The organism is Curvibacter gracilis ATCC BAA-807, assembly GCF_000518645.1.
GTDB lineage: Bacteria > Pseudomonadota > Gammaproteobacteria > Burkholderiales > Burkholderiaceae_C > Curvibacter > Curvibacter gracilis.
On the sequence record NZ_JADZ01000004.1, the window covers coordinates 145,023 to 160,340 of the forward strand.

Below are 15,318 nucleotides of genomic sequence, written 5' to 3' on the forward strand. Positions count from 1 at the left end.
CTACATTGGTGCCATCAAAAAGCCGGTCGATGACCGAAACACCTGGCCCTGCCCGGCGCACGGCCAAGGGCATTCAGCTGCCTTGCACCACCTGAACGCCTCGAATCCCCTCGAATTGCCTCGCTTCAGACCGAGGCCGGCGGCAGGGCCTGGTCCAGCACGGACGACAGCAGCCGCAGCGCGTGCTGCAGGTCCTCGCGACCGATCGAGCCACCCAGGCACAGGCGCAGCGCGGGTGGTGGGTCGGCATCGGTCGAGAAGGCCGCGCTGGCCACGCAGGCGATGCCCTGGGCCCGCAGGCTGGTGGCCACCTCGATCGGGTTCCAGTCTTCGCGCAGCGGCAGCCAGACATGAAAGCCTTGCGGGTCGGCCTGCGCACCGTGCTCGGCCAGGTAACGCTGGGCCAGGTGCTGGCGCGCGGTGGATTCCTCCCGGATGGCGGCCAGCATGGCCGGCGCCGCACCGGTCTGGATCCAGCGTGTGACCAGGGCGGCGGTGAAGGGTGAGCTCATGACCGTGGTGGCGCGCAGGGCGCCCGCCGTGCGCTGCAGCAGGCGCGGGTTGGGGGTGCACACATAAGACATGCGCAGCCCCGCGCCCAGGCTCTTGGATAAGCCGGCAATGTAGTAGGTCAGATCGGGGGCCAGGCTCAGCAGGGTGGGCAGGGGCTTGGACTGCAGCTTGCCGTAGGCGTCGTCCTCGATCAGCGGCACGCTGTAGCGGGTGGCGATGTCGGCGATCTCGCGGCGCCGCTGCAGGCTCATGCTCACGGTGGTGGGGTTGTGGATGTTGGGGTTGCAGACCAGGGCGCGGGGCTGCATGGTCTTGCAGGCGTGCTCGAAGTCCTCGGCACTCACGCCCTCGTCGTCCATGGCCAAGGCCTGCAGCTTCACGCCCAGTTGGGCGGCAATCACCTTCATGCCGGGGTAGGCCAGGGCTTCGACGCAGAGCACCTCGCCGGGCCGGCACAGCAGGGTGATCAGGGCCAGCAGCACGCCGTGGATGCCCGGCCCCACCAGCACCTGGCTGGCGCTGCATTGCGGCACATGGCTGCGCAACCACAGGGCGCCCGCATCGCGGGCCTCGTTGCTGCCACCAAAGTCCTGGTAGCGCATCAGTTCGTAGTAGCCATGGGGGCCGCCATTGGCCAGGGCCTCGCCGGCCTGCTGCTGCATCTGTTGCACCAGGGCATGGGCCTGGGGCTCGGGCGGCAGGTTCATGGTCATCTCGGCGCTGCTGCCCGAGCGCAGGGGCAGGCCCGGGATGCGGCCACGCACCACCGTGCCGATGCCCACGTGCGAATCGATCAGGCCACGCCGCTTGGCTTCGCTGTAGCCGCGGGCCACGGTGGTGTAGTTCAGCTTCAGCAACTGGGCCAGCTCACGCAGGGTCGGCATGCGCTCGCGGGTGCTGAGCTCGCCGCGCTGGATGTCTTCGGCAATCAGCTCGGCCATCATCAGGTAGGCCGGTCGGCTGTCCTGGCTCAGGCGCTTGCGCCAGCGGGTGGCGTTGATGGGCATGGGGGGCTTTCGGATGGGTGGGGTGGGCTGCCGGATTGATTGCATCAAGCATGCCACGCGGGCCGAGCCATCGCGCGCCCAGGCCGCACCAAAGCGGCTGCCCGGGCAGGCCGGCTGATCGCCTTTGGTGCCGGGCCGGCCAATGATGGAGTGCATTGATCGCACGGTAAATCAAGGCTTTTCCGGGGCTTTCAGGCGGCTGTGGCTGGCCAGGATGCCGGGTGCCATTTTTTCGCTGGCCCCGGGGGCAAGGCCCAGGCGCTTGATCGCAGATTGATCGCATCGGCCAGGCCCAAACGGGCATGTGGCCTGCAATGAAGAAGGCAGACACGGGGCATTCAGCCCGGTGTCTACCCACCAACCCTTCATGGAGCAGCCACATGCCTAAAGTCACCCAACCCGCCCACCAGAAAGGCGATTTCCTTGTCGACTACGAAGAGAAAGTCTTTGAAGATGTGAAGGCCGCCCCGGGCGAGAAAGCCCTGGTCACCTTCCACACCGTCGCCTTCGAAGGCTCGATCGGCTTCGTCAACCTGCTGCAGGCCACCCGCCTGTTGCGCAAGGGCTTCGAGACCTCGGTGCTGCTGTATGGCCCCGGTGTCACCCTGGGCCTGCAACGCGGCTTTCCCACCCTGGGCGACGAGGCCTTCCCCGGCCATCAAAACCACAACAACCAGCTGATCAAGTTCATGGCCGAAGGTGGCAAGGTCTATGCCTGCCGCTTCGCGCTGCAGGCCTTGTACGGCCATGGCGAAGGCTCGCTGATCCCGGGCATCCGCCCCATCAGCCCGCTGGATGTGCTCGACATCAAGCTGCTGCACCGCAAAGAGGGTGCCTTGATCATCGACACCTGGACCGTCTGAGTCGAGTGGGGAACATCACCATGACCCAAGCTCGAATCGTCCGTGCCGCCGCTGTCCAGATCGCACCCGATCTGGAGACCCCCACCGGAACGCTGGACCGGGTCTGCAATGCCATCGATGAGGCCGCCCGCAAGGGCGCCGAGCTGGTGGTGTTCCCCGAAACCTTTGTTCCGTACTACCCCTATTTTTCGTTCGTCCTGCCGCCTTGCCAGCAGGGCGCGCCCCATCTGCAGCTCTACGAGCGTGCCGTGGTGGTGCCCGGCCCGGTGACCCAGGCCGTGGCCGAGCGGGCTCGGGCCCGCGGTGTGGTGGTGGTGCTGGGGGTGAATGAACGCGACCATGGCAGCCTGTACAACACGCAGCTGATCTTCGATGCCGATGGTGCCCTGAAGCTCAAGCGCCGCAAGATCACCCCCACCTACCACGAGCGCATGGTCTGGGGGCAGGGCGATGCGCAGGGCCTGCGCGTGGTCGACACGGCCGTGGGCCGCGTCGGTGCCCTGGCCTGCTGGGAGCACTACAACCCGCTGGCCCGCTACGCGCTGATGACCGAGCACGAAGAGATCCACTGCGCCCAGTTCCCGGGCTCGCTGGTGGGCCCCATCTTTGCCGATCAGATGGGCGTGACCATCCGCCACCACGCGCTCGAGTCGGGCTGCTTCGTGGTCAACGCCACCGGCTGGCTGACCGATGCCCAGATCGAGTCCGTGACCCCGGATGTGAGCCTGCAACGCGCGCTGCGCGGCGGCTGCCACACCGCCATCGTCTCGCCCGAAGGCAAGTACCTGGCCGAACCCCTGACCGAGGGCGAGGGCATGGTGATTGCCGATCTGGACCTGGCCCTGGTCACCAAGCGCAAGCGAATGATGGATTCGGTGGGCCACTACGCCCGCCCCGAGTTGCTGAGCCTGGCCATCAACCGGCGCCCGGCCCAGACCCATTTCGAGATGCCGGGTGCCCAGCCCGCCGCTTCGGCAACCGCCGCTGCGCCAGTCGCCGATCCCGCGCCCGTTTCCACCCTTGTTCAGGAGTGATCCACCATGAGCCCTCAAGCCGCCTTGATGCCCGCGCCGGACACCCGGCACCTGATGAGTGAGCTGCAGTCGCTGGGCCTGCGCCTGGTCGACACCACGGCCGGCGTGGCCAGCCGGCGCGGCGGTGCCGGCCCGTCCGACCACAAGGCCGTGACGGTGGATGGCCACACCATCATGGTGCCCGTGCACACCTCCACGGCCTGGTCTTCGCCCTTTGTGGCCCAGGCCCCCGATGCCCAGGGCCGCAGCGTGATCACCCGCGATGCGATCCCGATTGCCAGCGTCAGCTTCCCGAGGCAGCCACGCTTCTATGGGCTGCAGACCCTGGACGGCGTGCCCTACTCGCACATCGCCACCCTGCACGGCGCCGACGTGTTGGCCACCACCGTGCTGCAGACCTGCATCCGCTATGAAAGCCGCAAGAAGACCTGCCAGTTCTGCTCCATCGGCCAGTCGCTGGCGGCAGGCCGCACCATCGCGCACAAGACGCCCCAGCAACTGGCCGAGGTGGCCCGCATGGCGGTGCTGCTCGACGGTGTGAAGCACATGGTGCTGACCACGGGCACGCCGAACGCCACCGACCGGGGCGCGGCCATCCTGTGCGACAGTGCCCGGGCCATCAAGGCCGCGGTCGACCTGCCCATCCAGGGGCAGTGCGAGCCGCCCGATGACGACGCCTGGTTCGCCCGCATGAAGGCGGCCGGCATCGACACCCTGGGCATGCACCTGGAGGTGGTCACGCCCGCCGTGCGCGAACGCATCATGCCGGGCAAGGCCTCGGTGCCGATCGCGCGCTACCTGAGCGCCTTCGAGGCCGCGGTGCAGGTCTTCGGCCGGGGCCAGGTCAGCAGCTACATCCTGGCCGGCCTCGGCGACAGCCGCGAGGCCATCCTGGACATGAGCGCCCGCCTGGCCGCGCTGGGGGTCTACCCCTTCGTGGTGCCCTTTGTGCCCATCAGCGGCACCCCGCTGGAGAGCCACCCCGCGCCCAGCCCCGAGTTCATGCGCTCGGTGCTCGAGCCCCTGGGCCACATCGTGCGCGAGGCCGGGCTGCGCTCCAGCGACATCAAGGCGGGCTGCGGCAAATGCGGCGCCTGTTCGTCGATGTCGGTCTACGAGTCCTGAACCGAGTCCTGAACCGGAACAAAGCAGAGCACCTGCGGAGGCCCCATGAGCAGCCTGATCACCCCCCCATCCACCCACCCCGCCGGGGCACGGGCCCCGGCTCCCGCCTGGCCGGCCTTCCATGTGCGCCAGGCCGTGCTCGACGAAGAGATCGCGCAGGCCATGGCCCTGCGCCGCGCCGTGTTCTGCGACGAGCAGGGCATCTTCACGGGCAGCGACCGTGACGACATCGACCTGCAGGCCCGCCTGTTGATCGCTGCCGCCTATGACGTGCAGCAGGCCCACAGCAGCGTGCTGGGCACCGTGCGCATCCACGAAGCCTCGCCGGGCCTGTGGTGGGGCTCACGGCTGGCGGTGCAACGCTCCATGCGCCGTCAGGCCAGGCTGGGCGCCCAGCTGATCCGCTTGGCGGTCTGCACCGCCCATGGCCTGGGCTGCGAAACCTTTCTGGCCCACGTGCAGGTGCAGAACGTGCCCCTGTTCGAGAAGCTGCACTGGCGCTCGCTGGACACCTCCCTGGCCCATGGCCGCGAGCACCACCTGATGCAGGCCGACCTGGCGCACTACCCACCTTGCCACGACCCCCTGATGGGCTTTTTTGTCGAAGCCGGAGGTCAATCATGAGTGCCTTGCCCGAGCTGGTGGCCGCGCTGCGCGACAGCCGCGGTTTTGCCCACAAGCGCGATATCAGCGCCGTGGTGAACTGCTTTGACGATCTCTTTGTGCAGGGTGTGGGCCAGATGGACCAGGCCGTGCCCCTGGGTGACGACTGTGCCGCACTGCCCGATGGCCAAGGCGGCTACCAACTGCTGGCCATTGAGGGGCTGGTGGAAGACTTCATCACCCGCATGCCCTGGTTTGCCGGTTACAGCAGCGTGATGGTCAACATCAGCGACATCTACGCCATGGGCGGCCGGCCCACGGCGGTGGTCAACGCGCTGTGGGGGCAGGGGGCGGGCGCCGAGACCCAGAAGATGCTGGCCGGCATGGCGGCCGCCTCGCAACGCTATGGCGTGCCCATCGTGGGCGGGCACAGCAACCTGCGCTCCGAACGGCCTCAGCTGGCGGTCTCCATCCTCGGCCACGCCAACAAGCTGCTCAGCAGCTTCCTGGCCCGCCCGGGCGATCAACTGCTGATGGCGGTGGACCTGCGCGGCCAGTGGCAGGAGCCGTTTCCGTACTGGAACGCCTCCACCGAGGCGCCCGCCGAGCGCCTGCGTGCCGACCTGGAGCTGCTGCCCGAGATCGCCGAGGCGGGCCTGTGCGAGGCCGCCAAGGACATCAGCATGGCCGGCACCCTGGGCACGGCCCTGATGCTGCTGGAGTGCTCGGGCGTGGGGGCCATCGTCGATCTGGATGCCATCCCCCGGCCCGCGGGCGTGCCCCTGCTGCGCTGGCTGACCGCGTTCCCCAGCTATGGCTTCATCCTCAGTGTGCGGCCCGAGCATGTGGCGGCCGTGCGGCAGCGCTTCGAGGCGCGGGGCCTGGCCTGTGCCGCGGTGGGCGAGGTCAAGGCCGCGCGGCAGCTGATCGTGCAGCAGGGCCCTGAATGGGCCTTGTTGTGGAACCTGGCCGAGCAGCCTTTCATTCAGGGCACACCGGCACGGGGCCTTGAGCTCGGGAGCCTGGCATGAGCGCCTGCATGAGGGCAGATCCGCTGCGCATTGCCCTGCTCACCCATTCCACCAACCCGCGCGGCGGGGTGGTCCACTGTCTGGAGCTGGCCGACGCGCTCTGCGCCCAGGGCCATGCGGTGACGGTGCATGCCCCCGGTTTGCCCGGCCAGCCCCTGTTTCGGAGCAGCCGGGCCGCCGTGCGCATCCTGCCCGTGCCGGCCTCGGGCCCCGGCCTGCGCGAGGTGGTTCAGGCCCGCATCCACAGCTTTGTGCAGGGCCTTTCGGAAGCCGGGCGGCCTGACTTCGATGTGTTCCATGCCCACGATGGCATTGGCGCCAACGCCTTGCTGGCGCTGCGCCGCCAGGGGCAGGTCGGGGCCTATGTGCGCACGGTGCACCATGTGGATGCCGGCTTTGGCGACCCGGTGGTGGATGCCTGGGAGGAGCAGAGCATCCGCCAGGCCGACCGCCTGGTCTGCGTCAGCGAATCGTGGGCACCCAAGTTGCGCGAGCGCTTTGGGCGCGAGGCCCAGGTCATCCACAACGGGGTGGATCTGCGCCGCTTCAGCCCCGTGCCGCAGGCCACCGATGCCGACAGGGATCTCAATCTGGCCCGGCGCCTGGGCCTGGGCACCGGCCCGGTCTACCTGATGGTGGGCGGCATCGAGGCGCGCAAGAACACCGTGGGCGCCCTGCAGGCCTTTGTGCAGCTGCGAGCCCGTGTTCCTGAGGCCCAGTTGCTGATTGCCGGCGGCGCCAGCCTGCTGGACCACGGCCCCTACCGGCAGCGCTTTGAGCAGGTTCTGGCCCAGGCCGGCCTGCAGGCCGGGCCCGGCCAGCCCGTGGTGCTGAGCGGCGTGCTGGCCGATGCCGACATGCCCGCCCTGTACCGGCTGGCCACGGCGCTGTTGTTTCCATCGCTGCTGGAAGGTTTTGGCCTGGCCATCGTCGAGGCCATGGCCAGCGGGGTGCCCGTCATCGTCTCCCGGCAGGAGCCCTTCACCGATTTTCTGGGGCCTGACGACGCCTTGTGGGTGGACCCGTACTCACCGCCCTCCATGACCGAGGCCCTGATGCAGGTGCTGTTCCAGGGCACGGCCCAGGCGCTGCGTGAGCGGGGCCTGGCGCTGGCGCGCCGCTTTGATTGGGCCGCCGCCGCCCGGGCCCATATCGCCCTGTATGCGGCTTTGGCACAGCCTTGCCGACTGCTTTCCCAACCGTCTTTTTGCTGAGGAGATTCCCATGCCTGAAATGTATTTCACCGTGAAATGGCCCGACGGCGCCCAGGAGCGCTGCTACTCCCCCTCGCTGGTCATTACCGACCACCTGGCAGTGGGTGCGGACTACGCGCTGGGCGATTTCGTGGCCCGCTGCGATGCGGCCTTGAGCGAGGCCTCCGAGCGCGTGCAGCAGAAGTACGGCTACTTCTGCTCCAGCGCCATCGACCAGCTGGGCCAGATCAAACACCGTGCCCAGGCCTTCGAGTCAGACGCTGCGCCCCGCGTGCAGGTGCTGGCCTTCACCCCCGGATCCCGTTGATTTTTCCAAGGAGTAACCACCCATGTCCACCCTCTTCAAGAACCAGGACCACCTGCTCAACAAAAAAGACTACCCCGTGGTGGTGGTCGGTGGCGGCCAGGCCGGCCTGTCGGTCAGCTACTACCTTCAGCAGCAAGGCATCGAGCACATCGTGCTCGAGAAGAAGTTCGTCGCCCACGCCTGGGCCAAGGACCGTTGGGACACCTTCTGCCTGGTCACCCCCAACTGGCAGTGCCGCCTGCCCGACTTCCCCTATGCGGGCGAGGACCCCGAAGGCTTCATGCTCAAGGATCAGATCGTCGAGTACGTGCAGGCCTTTGCGCTCAAGACCCGCCCGCCGGTGGTGGAGGGGGTCAGCGTGAACCACGTCAGCCGACAAAAGAGTGGTGACCTGCTGGTGGCGACCAGCGCCGGCGACTTCCACACCCGCCACGTCATCGTCGCTACCGGTGGGTATGACCTGCCCATCATCCCGGCCTACGCCGAGCGCCTGCCCAAGCACATCAAGCAGATCCATTCGGTCGATTACCGCAACCCCGAGCAGTTGCCCGAGGGCGAGGTGCTGGTGGTGGGCACGGGCCAGTCGGGCGTGCAGCTGATGGAAGACCTGCACCTGGCGGGCCGCAAGGTGCACCTGTGCGTGGGCCCGGCACCCCGCTCGCCACGGGTGTACCGGGGGCGCGAGTCCACCGCTTGGCTGATGGACATGGGCGTGTATGAGCTGACGGTGGATCGCCACCCCCTGGGCGAGAAGGCCCGCGAGCGCACCAACCACTACATGACCGGGCGCGACGGCGGCCATGAAATCGATCTGCGCAAGTTTGCCCTGGAAGGCGTCAAGCTGTACGGCAGCATGGCCGACATCGAAGGCAGCACGCTGCGCTTCCTGCCCGATCTGGAAAAAAACCTGGACGATGCCGATGAGGTCTACGTGGGCATCCGCAGGGACATCGATCGCTACATTGCGGCCCAGGGCATCGACGCCCCGGTCGAGCCCGATTTCGTCAAGGCCTGGCGCCCCGAGCAAGAGGTGCTGGCGTTGGACGCCGAGGCCGCCGGCATCACCACCATCATCTGGGCCATCGGCTTTCGCCCCGACTACCGCTGGATCGAGCTGCCCGCCTTCGATGGCCGCGGCCACCCGAAGTACGAGCGCGGCGTGTCGCCCGTGCCGGGCCTGTACTTCCTGGGCCTGCCCTGGCTCAACACCTGGGGCTCGGGCCGCTTCCTGGGCATTGCCGAAGACGCGCAGTACCTGGCCGATGTGATTGCAAGCCGTGAAGCGGGGGCCGATGCGGCAACGCAGGGCCGCGAGCACGAGGCGTTGGCTGCCTGATCGCGGCCGCCAGGGCAGGGCGTTGGAGGCACCTCGCCCTGGCCTTCAGATCAGCTCCACATGCTGCTGCAGGTGCTCGGCCACGCGGCCCAGGGCCATGCGCACGGGGTGCACGGCCCTCTCCAGGGTGCTGTCACCCAACCATTCGTCTTCGCGGAAAAAGACCTGGCGAAGGTCGATGCGGGCCGTCCAGGCCCGCGATGGCGATGGCGAGGCCGAGGCGGTGTGCACGTCAAAGCCGTCTTCCTCGCTGCGCAGCAGGCACCAACCTGCGCTTGGGCCCATCTGCACCGGGGCCACGAAGGAGAAGCCCTGGGGCGGCGCGTTCACGGCCTGCAGGCCCTGGCCGCTCAACTGCCAGCCCCGGCCCGTGTCCTGTGCCTGCAGCCGGTGCAGGCCCATGGGCAGGGGCACGGTGGCGGCACGCTCGCCGCTCAGCAAGTCGGGCAGCAGGTATTCGCGCAGCGCACCATTGGCCGACTGCAGCAGAAACTCGATGGCCATGCGCTGCCCCCAGAACAGCAGGGCCGCCGACATCGAGTGTTGGCACAGCTCGCTCATCCGTTCGGCCAACTCATGGGCCGCCCCACCCAGGCCGCCATAACGGGCGGGCACGGCACACCTGAACAGGTCCAGGCGGCGCAGGTGGTCCAGGTCGTTTTGGGGTGAGGGGCTGGGGGCCGAGATGAAGGGCGTCGTCGTTTGCATGCCGCCGAGTATGGAAACGCCGCCCCGGCCTGTGCCGGATCAGATCCGCCGAAGCGGGGCGGATCAGAGGCAGGTCAGGGGCGGGTCACGGGCCGGGGCCAGCGCTCGCGGGCTCGGCCCAGACGCGATTCAGTTGCGCTCAGCGCCGCCGTGGCTCAAACGCCGTCCAGGCGGATCTGCACGCTGTTGCCCTGGTACAGCGGCGTGACCTTGCTGAAGCCAGCCACGCTCACGCTGCTGAACTGGCCCGAGCGGGCACCGGCCGTGAGCACGGTCAGCGTGGTGCCGACGGCGGGGGTGTAGCCCGAGAAGCTGATCTTCAGATCGCCGCCCTTGATCACCGCATTGCCCTGGATGTTCAGCACCCCTTGCGAGGCCGACTTCATCACCAGGCCCAGCGTGCCCGCCGACTGGCTGTAGGCACCGCCGATGGCCAGCGCCCCGGCGGCCGTGCACTCCAGCGTGCCGCCCTTCACAAACACGTCGCCAGTGCCGAGCGCGGCGGTTGAATCAGCGCCCAGCGTGCCGGCGCTCAGCACCGTGCCACCGCTGTAGCTGTTGGCGCCGGTCAGGCGCAGGCTGCCGCTGCCCAGCTTGCTGAGCATGCCCTTGCCGGCGATGTTGTTGCGCCAGCTGTCCAGGGCGTTGAAGCCGCCCAGGCTGGCATCCATGGTCACGGCCACATCGCCATTGAAGTTGCCGTAGCCATCCGCCGCAGCAAACAGGTTCAGGCGGCCCCAGCCTTCGCCGTCATTGCCCAGCGGGTAGCCCGAATCGAGGGCGGTGCTTTTCAGCACCACGCGACGCTGGTCGGCCGACAGGTAGGGCAGGCGGGTTTCCAGCAGCACTTCGGCGCCTTTGGGCACGGTGCTGGTCTGGCCGGCCGCATTGATCTGGCTGAATCCATAGGTCAGGCGTTGGAAGTAGCTGGCGCGGTTGCTGCTGTAGCTGGCAAAACGGTCGTAGTCGGCGCTGCTGCTGTCGGTGGTCTTGGCGGTGTGGGCGTAGGTGTTGAGCGCGTTGAAGTCGGCGCTGCCGGTCTTGCTGCGCAGGTAGGCCTGGGCCTGGTTGTAGGCTGCGCTCTTCACGGCGCTGGTGTAGTAGGCCACGTTGGCCAGGTTGTAGGCCACCACCGCGGTGGCGTGCACCCGGCCGCCCATCACGTCCAGTGGCGAATGCATGCCGGCCAGGATGCGGTTCTCGCCCATTTCCATGGCGCGGCTGATCAGCTCCTGGTAGCGCTGCGGCACCAGGTAGGCCATGGCCAGGGTGTCGCGCCAGGCCTCTGCGGTGTGCCCGCTGGGAAAGCCGCCATCGGTGGCCGGCGTGCTGCTCTTGGCCGATTCCAGGGCCGGCACCACCTTCACGTCACTGCTCCAGCGCCAGGGGCGGGCGTATTTGTAGAAGCGCTTCGGCGGCTCGGTGGAGCCATCGGCCAGGCCGCCGATGAAGTCCACCGCCAGGCCCAGGTCGGCATTGGCGCTGGAGCCCACGCCCAGGTTGTTGCCGTTGTCGCTCACCGCCGGGCTCACGGCCTGCGTCGGATCGACGCTGGCGATGGTGCTGGTCTGCTGGGCTCCTTGACGCCACAGGCTGGTCAGCGGGCCCAGGCCATCGCTCACGCTGTAGCCCTTGTTGCGGCGGTCATCCAGGTAGGCGGCCAGGGCCTGTGCCGTGCTGCGGTTCTGGGTGGCTGTCTTGACGTAATTGATGTTGCCGGCATGCACCGTGCTGTTCTTGACCGTGCCGTCGGTGCTGTCGCCCGGGATGCCGGTCCAGGTCGACGCGGTGACGGCGGGGCAGCCATTGGCCGCCGCCAGGGTCACACCGGCGTCGACGAGCAGGGTGCTGGGCGTCCAAAGGTCCAGAAAGCCTTGCAGCACCCGGGCACCGGCATTGGTGGCCAGCGTCACGTTGCAGGGGTTGCTGCGGCTGTTGGTGGCACCTGTGTCGACATAGGCCGTGGCCGCAGGCACCGGGGCCGTGTCCGCGGCACCGACCCCGACCGGTTCGGCCGGCAAGGGCAGGCTCAGCTCGGAGCCACCGCCGCCGCATGCGATCAGCAAGGTGGTGGTGGACAGGGCGAGGATCAGGGGGCGCAATGCCCAGGTCGATTTCAGGCTCAGGGTCGCCATGGAGGTGGAGTGACAGAAGGCTGGCGATTCTTCCGAACTTGTATGACAACTTGAAGACGTTCGGTGCCCAGCTCATTCGGTTCGACAGGGGGCCAGTGCGGTGAGGGCCGCGGACGGCATAGAGGCGACCCGCCCCGGGGGGATCCGACGGCAGGCGCCGAAACACGGGCCGGGATGCGGGTGGGCTGCCAGGCTAGACCACCAGGTGCCGCTCGATGCGTTCGCGGCCCAGCTCGGCAAATGCCCCTTGAAGTACCTGTTCGCCATGGTCCAGCACGATGACATCGTCGGCGAAGGCCGATACGAATTCCAGGTTCTGCTCGACGATGATGAAGCTCGCACCTGTGGATTTGCGGTGCTGGATCAATCGGGCCATGCGGTCGATGTTTTCGGGCTGAACCCCCTCGCTGGGTTCGTCAAGCAAAGCCAGCTTCGGGCGCAGGCCCAGGGTGCGGCAGAACGCCAGCAGCTTGCGTTCTCCGCCGCTCAATGAGCCCGAGCGTTGGCTCAGCCGTCGGGCCAGCAAGGGAAATTGCTCGAACAGATCCGTGTAGCGGTCGGCGTCGCGATCGTCGAGGTGCAGCCAGAGATTCTCGGCCACGTTCAGGTCGGCGAACACCACGTTGTCCTGGGGCGTGTAGGCCATGCCTTGTGCCACCCGGGTGTGAAGTGCACTGCCAGTGATGTCCCGCCCACCCCAGATCAATTGGCCCTGGGCCAGTGGCAACAGGCCGGCCAGGGCTTTCAACAGGGTGCTCTTGCCGACCCCGTTTCGACCCACGATGGCAAGCGCCCGCCCGGCCTGCACCTGGCCGGACACGCCCCGCACGACCAGCGTGTCGCCATAACCGCAAACGATGTTTGTAAAGGTCAGGTTCATTTCCGGCCTCCGGCGTAGATGGCTCGAACGGCCGGGCTGGCCTGTATCTGCGACAACGGCCCCTGCTGCAGCAGGCGGCCCTGGTGCAACACATAGACCTCGCCCCCCATGGCCTCCACCGCCGAGATGTCGTGTTCAATCAGAAGGGCCGCCGCCCCGATGCGTTCCACCAGTGCTTTGATGGCTTTGATCATGTGCTGGGTCTCCGCCGGCGAAAGCCCGGCACAGGGCTCGTCGAGCAAGACAAGGCGAGGTTCTGGCAGCAGCGTCATGGCCAGTTCCAGGGCTTGTCGGTGCCCTTGCGCCAGGGTACCGGCCGGACTGTCCAGTTGCTCTTTCAGTACTTGGAATTGATGCAGGATGTCCGCCAGCAGGCCGGTCTCCCAGCCCAGGGTGGCCAGGCGCAGCAGGTCCGTTGCCTGGGCGCGACCGGCCCACACCGCCAGCCCGAGGTTTTCCCGCACGCTCAGTGCCGGGAAGACGGAGGGGACCTGCATCTTCCGCCCGATCCCGTGGCGCGCCACTCGCCAGGCCGGCTGGTCGCCTATTTCTTCGTCGTTCAGTCTGACGCTGCCACCCAGAAGCGGCAGCCGTCCCGTGATGAGATTGAATGTCGATGTCTTGCCTGCTCCATTCGGACCGATGATGCTGCGTATGCCTGGGCCCTGCAGTGCAAGTGACAACCCGTCCAGGATGGACACTCCCGATTGCGCTGTCCTGACCCCGGCCAGGGTGAGTGAGACCGATGGCGGAGGCGGTCGGCGCAGGTCTGGTGCATTCCGGGCCAACGCGCGCCGTGGCACTTGGCCACGGCGCATCAGACCGGCCACCCCGTTGGGAAGGAAGAGCACGACCGCGATGAACAGCATCGCGACGGCGGCCTCCCAGTACGGGAACTGCTCCCGCAGTTCGGCTGATGCATAGCCGATGATGGTGGCGCCCAGCAGCGGCCCGATGGCGCTGGCCTTGCCCCCGACTGCAGCCCAGATGACCAGTTCCGTCGACAGCACGAAGCTCATGGACTGAGGCGTCACGATGCCCTGGTGAGCCGCAAACAGGGCGCCGGCCAGCGCCGTCAGCAGGGCCGAGCCCGCGAAGGCCCGGGCCTTGATCCGGTCGGTGGCGTAGCCCAGCAACTGCAGCCTTTCCTCGTTCTGGGCAATGGCTTCCCAGATGACCCCGATGGGGCGCGCCACCAGCAGGGACAGTGCCAGCGTCGACGCGACTGCGCATGCTGCAATCACCCAGTAAAGCGTCTCGTAGCGCGAGGTGCCGGGAAGTTCCGGGATGTCGGACAGGCCATTGAAGCCGCCAGTCAGGCCACTCCATTGCTGAGCCGCCAGGAAGCCCAGCATGGTGAGGGCCAGGCTGATGAGCGAGAAGTAGGGTCCGCTTCGTGTGCTGCGCGCGAACACCACGCGGGCGATCAGGTAGGCCAGCAGCGCAGGGGTGATGAGGGCCAACGGCAGCATCAGGTACCACAAGGCCTCGCTGTTCGCCGCCCGCAGCACCCCGCCGCACAGGTAGGCCCCCAAGCCGAAGAACAGCGCATGCCCCAGCGACAGAAAGCCGAGCCGGCCCCAGCAAAGCGCAACCCCTTGGGCGGCCATGCCGTAGACCAGGAACAAGGCGATCTGATAAGCCGTGAAATCGTTGCTGACCAAGGGCAGGCCCGTAAGCACGACTGCGAGTGCAGCCGCTGGTTTAGCGTCGCGAAAAAAGGCCATCGGGTTTCAACCACAAAAAGACAATGGAAAGCATGAGCACGACCGCGTATCCGCTGGTCTGGCCCGCAATGCTGCTGGTGATGGCCTGGGCGCCACCGATGATGCCGACACCACCGAACAGGCCTCCCAGCGTGCCCAGTCCGCCCACCACCAGCACGAAGAAGGCGTCCAGTAGATAGTCCACCCCGATCCCTGGCTCGATCCGGATCAGGGGGGCCAGCAGCACCCCTGAGAGGCCGGCCAGCATCACGCCGATCACGAAAGCTTGCGACGCGAGCCGTCGGGTCGGTATGCCCAGCGCCTGGGCCAGGACCGGGTTCGTCGTCATCGCACGCACGCGCAATCCGGCCGCGCTTTGCCGATACCAGACAAACAGAGCCGCCATCACCATGAGTGTGAGGACGATCAGGGCCAGGCGGTACACCGGGTACGGCGAGCCCAGGACCATGACTGGCTGCGTCAGCGTCGATTCGACGTTGCGGTACCCGCGGCCGAAGAGTGCCTCGACCAGCTTGCGCAGCAGCATGGCCAGCGCCCAGGTGGCCAGCAGCGTATCGAAGGGCCGGGCGTAGAGCGGTCGGATCAGCCACCGTTCGACCGCGTAGCCAAGCACCCCGCAAACCCCCATGGCCAGGGGCACCGCGGTGACGAGCGGCAGACCCCACGCTTGTACGGTCACCGCAGAGTAGGCGCCAATCATCACGAACTCGCCGTGGGCCATGTTCATGACCCCCAGCAAGCCGAAGACGATGGCCAGGCCCAGCGTGGTGAGTGCGAGCGTGGCCAGCTCGTACGCCAGGTTCAGAGCATGCAGGACAGTGGCGCCATCCATGGT

At 67.6% G+C, this 15,318-nt stretch carries 14 protein-coding genes; 8 read left to right on the plus strand and 6 right to left on the minus strand.

Translation table 11 applies throughout. From position 1 onward, the window contains the following. Positions 1 to 125: 125 nt before the first annotated feature. Positions 126 to 1,520 (minus strand): aminotransferase-like domain-containing protein, encoded by a 1,395-nt coding sequence (locus tag L880_RS0100660; RefSeq protein ID WP_027474023.1) that lies wholly within the window; start codon positions 1,518 to 1,520, stop codon positions 126 to 128. A gap of 380 nt (positions 1,521 to 1,900) precedes the next feature. On the opposite strand from L880_RS0100660, the gene L880_RS0100670 reads away from it, so the two are divergent. From L880_RS0100670 to L880_RS0100705, 8 genes are read left to right on the plus strand one after another with little or no spacing between them, the layout of a single operon-like run. Further along, entirely contained in the window at positions 1,901 to 2,383 is a 483-nt protein-coding gene (locus tag L880_RS0100670; RefSeq protein ID WP_027474024.1) for an MSMEG_0572/Sll0783 family nitrogen starvation response protein, read from the plus strand. A gap of 20 nt (positions 2,384 to 2,403) precedes the next feature. Continuing rightward, complete coding sequence (locus L880_RS0100675) at positions 2,404 to 3,417, plus strand: Nit6803 family nitrilase (RefSeq protein WP_043328185.1); 1,014 nt, start codon at positions 2,404 to 2,406, stop codon at positions 3,415 to 3,417. A 54-nt stretch (positions 3,418 to 3,471) separates the two neighbouring features. Continuing rightward, entirely contained in the window at positions 3,472 to 4,542 is a 1,071-nt protein-coding gene (locus tag L880_RS0100680) for an MSMEG_0568 family radical SAM protein (protein WP_027474026.1), read from the plus strand. Between the two features lie 45 nt (positions 4,543 to 4,587). Beyond that, on the plus strand, positions 4,588 to 5,166 hold the full coding sequence (locus L880_RS0100685) for an MSMEG_0567/Sll0786 family nitrogen starvation N-acetyltransferase (RefSeq protein WP_084460863.1): 579 nt from the start codon (positions 4,588 to 4,590) through the stop codon (positions 5,164 to 5,166). Continuing rightward, on the plus strand, positions 5,163 to 6,176 hold the full coding sequence (locus L880_RS0100690; protein WP_043328021.1) for a sll0787 family AIR synthase-like protein: 1,014 nt from the start codon (positions 5,163 to 5,165) through the stop codon (positions 6,174 to 6,176). Before L880_RS0100685 ends, L880_RS0100690 begins: the two co-directional genes overlap by 4 nt. An 8-nt stretch (positions 6,177 to 6,184) precedes the next feature. Next, positions 6,185 to 7,390 (plus strand): MSMEG_0565 family glycosyltransferase, encoded by a 1,206-nt coding sequence (locus tag L880_RS0100695; protein ID WP_027474029.1) that lies wholly within the window; start codon positions 6,185 to 6,187, stop codon positions 7,388 to 7,390. A 10-nt stretch (positions 7,391 to 7,400) separates the two neighbouring features. After that, on the plus strand, positions 7,401 to 7,697 hold the full coding sequence (locus L880_RS0100700) for an MSMEG_0570 family nitrogen starvation response protein (protein WP_027474030.1): 297 nt from the start codon (positions 7,401 to 7,403) through the stop codon (positions 7,695 to 7,697). A 22-nt stretch (positions 7,698 to 7,719) separates the two neighbouring features. Next, complete coding sequence (locus tag L880_RS0100705) at positions 7,720 to 9,033, plus strand: MSMEG_0569 family flavin-dependent oxidoreductase (RefSeq protein WP_027474031.1); 1,314 nt, start codon at positions 7,720 to 7,722, stop codon at positions 9,031 to 9,033. A 45-nt stretch (positions 9,034 to 9,078) separates the two neighbouring features. On the opposite strand, the gene L880_RS0100710 is transcribed toward L880_RS0100705, so the two are convergent. From L880_RS0100710 to L880_RS0100730, 5 genes are all read right to left on the minus strand, one after another. Further along, positions 9,079 to 9,741: an acyl-CoA dehydrogenase family protein gene (locus tag L880_RS0100710; RefSeq protein ID WP_027474032.1), complete on the minus strand. Its 663-nt coding sequence runs from the start codon at positions 9,739 to 9,741 to the stop codon at positions 9,079 to 9,081. Positions 9,742 to 9,896: 155 nt separating this feature from the next. After that, positions 9,897 to 11,876: an acid phosphatase gene (locus L880_RS0100715; RefSeq protein WP_043328023.1), complete on the minus strand. Its 1,980-nt coding sequence runs from the start codon at positions 11,874 to 11,876 to the stop codon at positions 9,897 to 9,899. Between the two features lie 193 nt (positions 11,877 to 12,069). Continuing rightward, positions 12,070 to 12,756 carry an ABC transporter ATP-binding protein gene (locus tag L880_RS0100720; RefSeq protein ID WP_027474034.1) on the minus strand — a complete coding sequence of 229 codons (687 nt, stop codon included), beginning with the start codon at positions 12,754 to 12,756 and terminating at the stop codon, positions 12,070 to 12,072. Continuing rightward, positions 12,753 to 14,483 (minus strand): branched-chain amino acid ABC transporter ATP-binding protein/permease, encoded by a 1,731-nt coding sequence (locus L880_RS0100725; RefSeq protein ID WP_027474035.1) that lies wholly within the window; start codon positions 14,481 to 14,483, stop codon positions 12,753 to 12,755. The genes L880_RS0100720 and L880_RS0100725 overlap by 4 nt, the downstream gene beginning before the upstream one ends. After that, the gene (locus tag L880_RS0100730) at positions 14,461 to 15,315 is read right to left on the minus strand and encodes a branched-chain amino acid ABC transporter permease (protein WP_027474036.1); all 855 of its coding nucleotides are present in this window, start codon (positions 15,313 to 15,315) and stop codon (positions 14,461 to 14,463) included. Before L880_RS0100730 ends, L880_RS0100725 begins: the two co-directional genes overlap by 23 nt. Positions 15,316 to 15,318 lie beyond the last annotated feature (3 nt).

Coding starts and splice junctions, on each gene's coding strand:
- L880_RS0100690 (WP_043328021.1), top strand. CDS start 5,163: ATGAGTGCCTTGCCCGAGCTGGTGGCCGCGCTGCGCGACAGCCGCGGT.
- L880_RS0100730 (WP_027474036.1), bottom strand. CDS start 15,315: ATGGATGGCGCCACTGTCCTGCATGCTCTGAACCTGGCGTACGAGCTG.
- L880_RS0100695 (WP_027474029.1), top strand. CDS start 6,185: ATGAGGGCAGATCCGCTGCGCATTGCCCTGCTCACCCATTCCACCAAC.
- L880_RS0100670 (WP_027474024.1), top strand. CDS start 1,901: ATGCCTAAAGTCACCCAACCCGCCCACCAGAAAGGCGATTTCCTTGTC.
- L880_RS0100660 (WP_027474023.1), bottom strand. CDS start 1,520: ATGCCCATCAACGCCACCCGCTGGCGCAAGCGCCTGAGCCAGGACAGC.
- L880_RS0100700 (WP_027474030.1), top strand. CDS start 7,401: ATGCCTGAAATGTATTTCACCGTGAAATGGCCCGACGGCGCCCAGGAG.
- L880_RS0100710 (WP_027474032.1), bottom strand. CDS start 9,741: ATGCAAACGACGACGCCCTTCATCTCGGCCCCCAGCCCCTCACCCCAA.
- L880_RS0100675 (WP_043328185.1), top strand. CDS start 2,404: ATGACCCAAGCTCGAATCGTCCGTGCCGCCGCTGTCCAGATCGCACCC.
- L880_RS0100720 (WP_027474034.1), bottom strand. CDS start 12,756: ATGAACCTGACCTTTACAAACATCGTTTGCGGTTATGGCGACACGCTG.
- L880_RS0100725 (WP_027474035.1), bottom strand. CDS start 14,483: ATGGCCTTTTTTCGCGACGCTAAACCAGCGGCTGCACTCGCAGTCGTG.
- L880_RS0100685 (WP_084460863.1), top strand. CDS start 4,588: ATGAGCAGCCTGATCACCCCCCCATCCACCCACCCCGCCGGGGCACGG.
- L880_RS0100680 (WP_027474026.1), top strand. CDS start 3,472: ATGAGTGAGCTGCAGTCGCTGGGCCTGCGCCTGGTCGACACCACGGCC.
- L880_RS0100715 (WP_043328023.1), bottom strand. CDS start 11,876: ATGGCGACCCTGAGCCTGAAATCGACCTGGGCATTGCGCCCCCTGATC.
- L880_RS0100705 (WP_027474031.1), top strand. CDS start 7,720: ATGTCCACCCTCTTCAAGAACCAGGACCACCTGCTCAACAAAAAAGAC.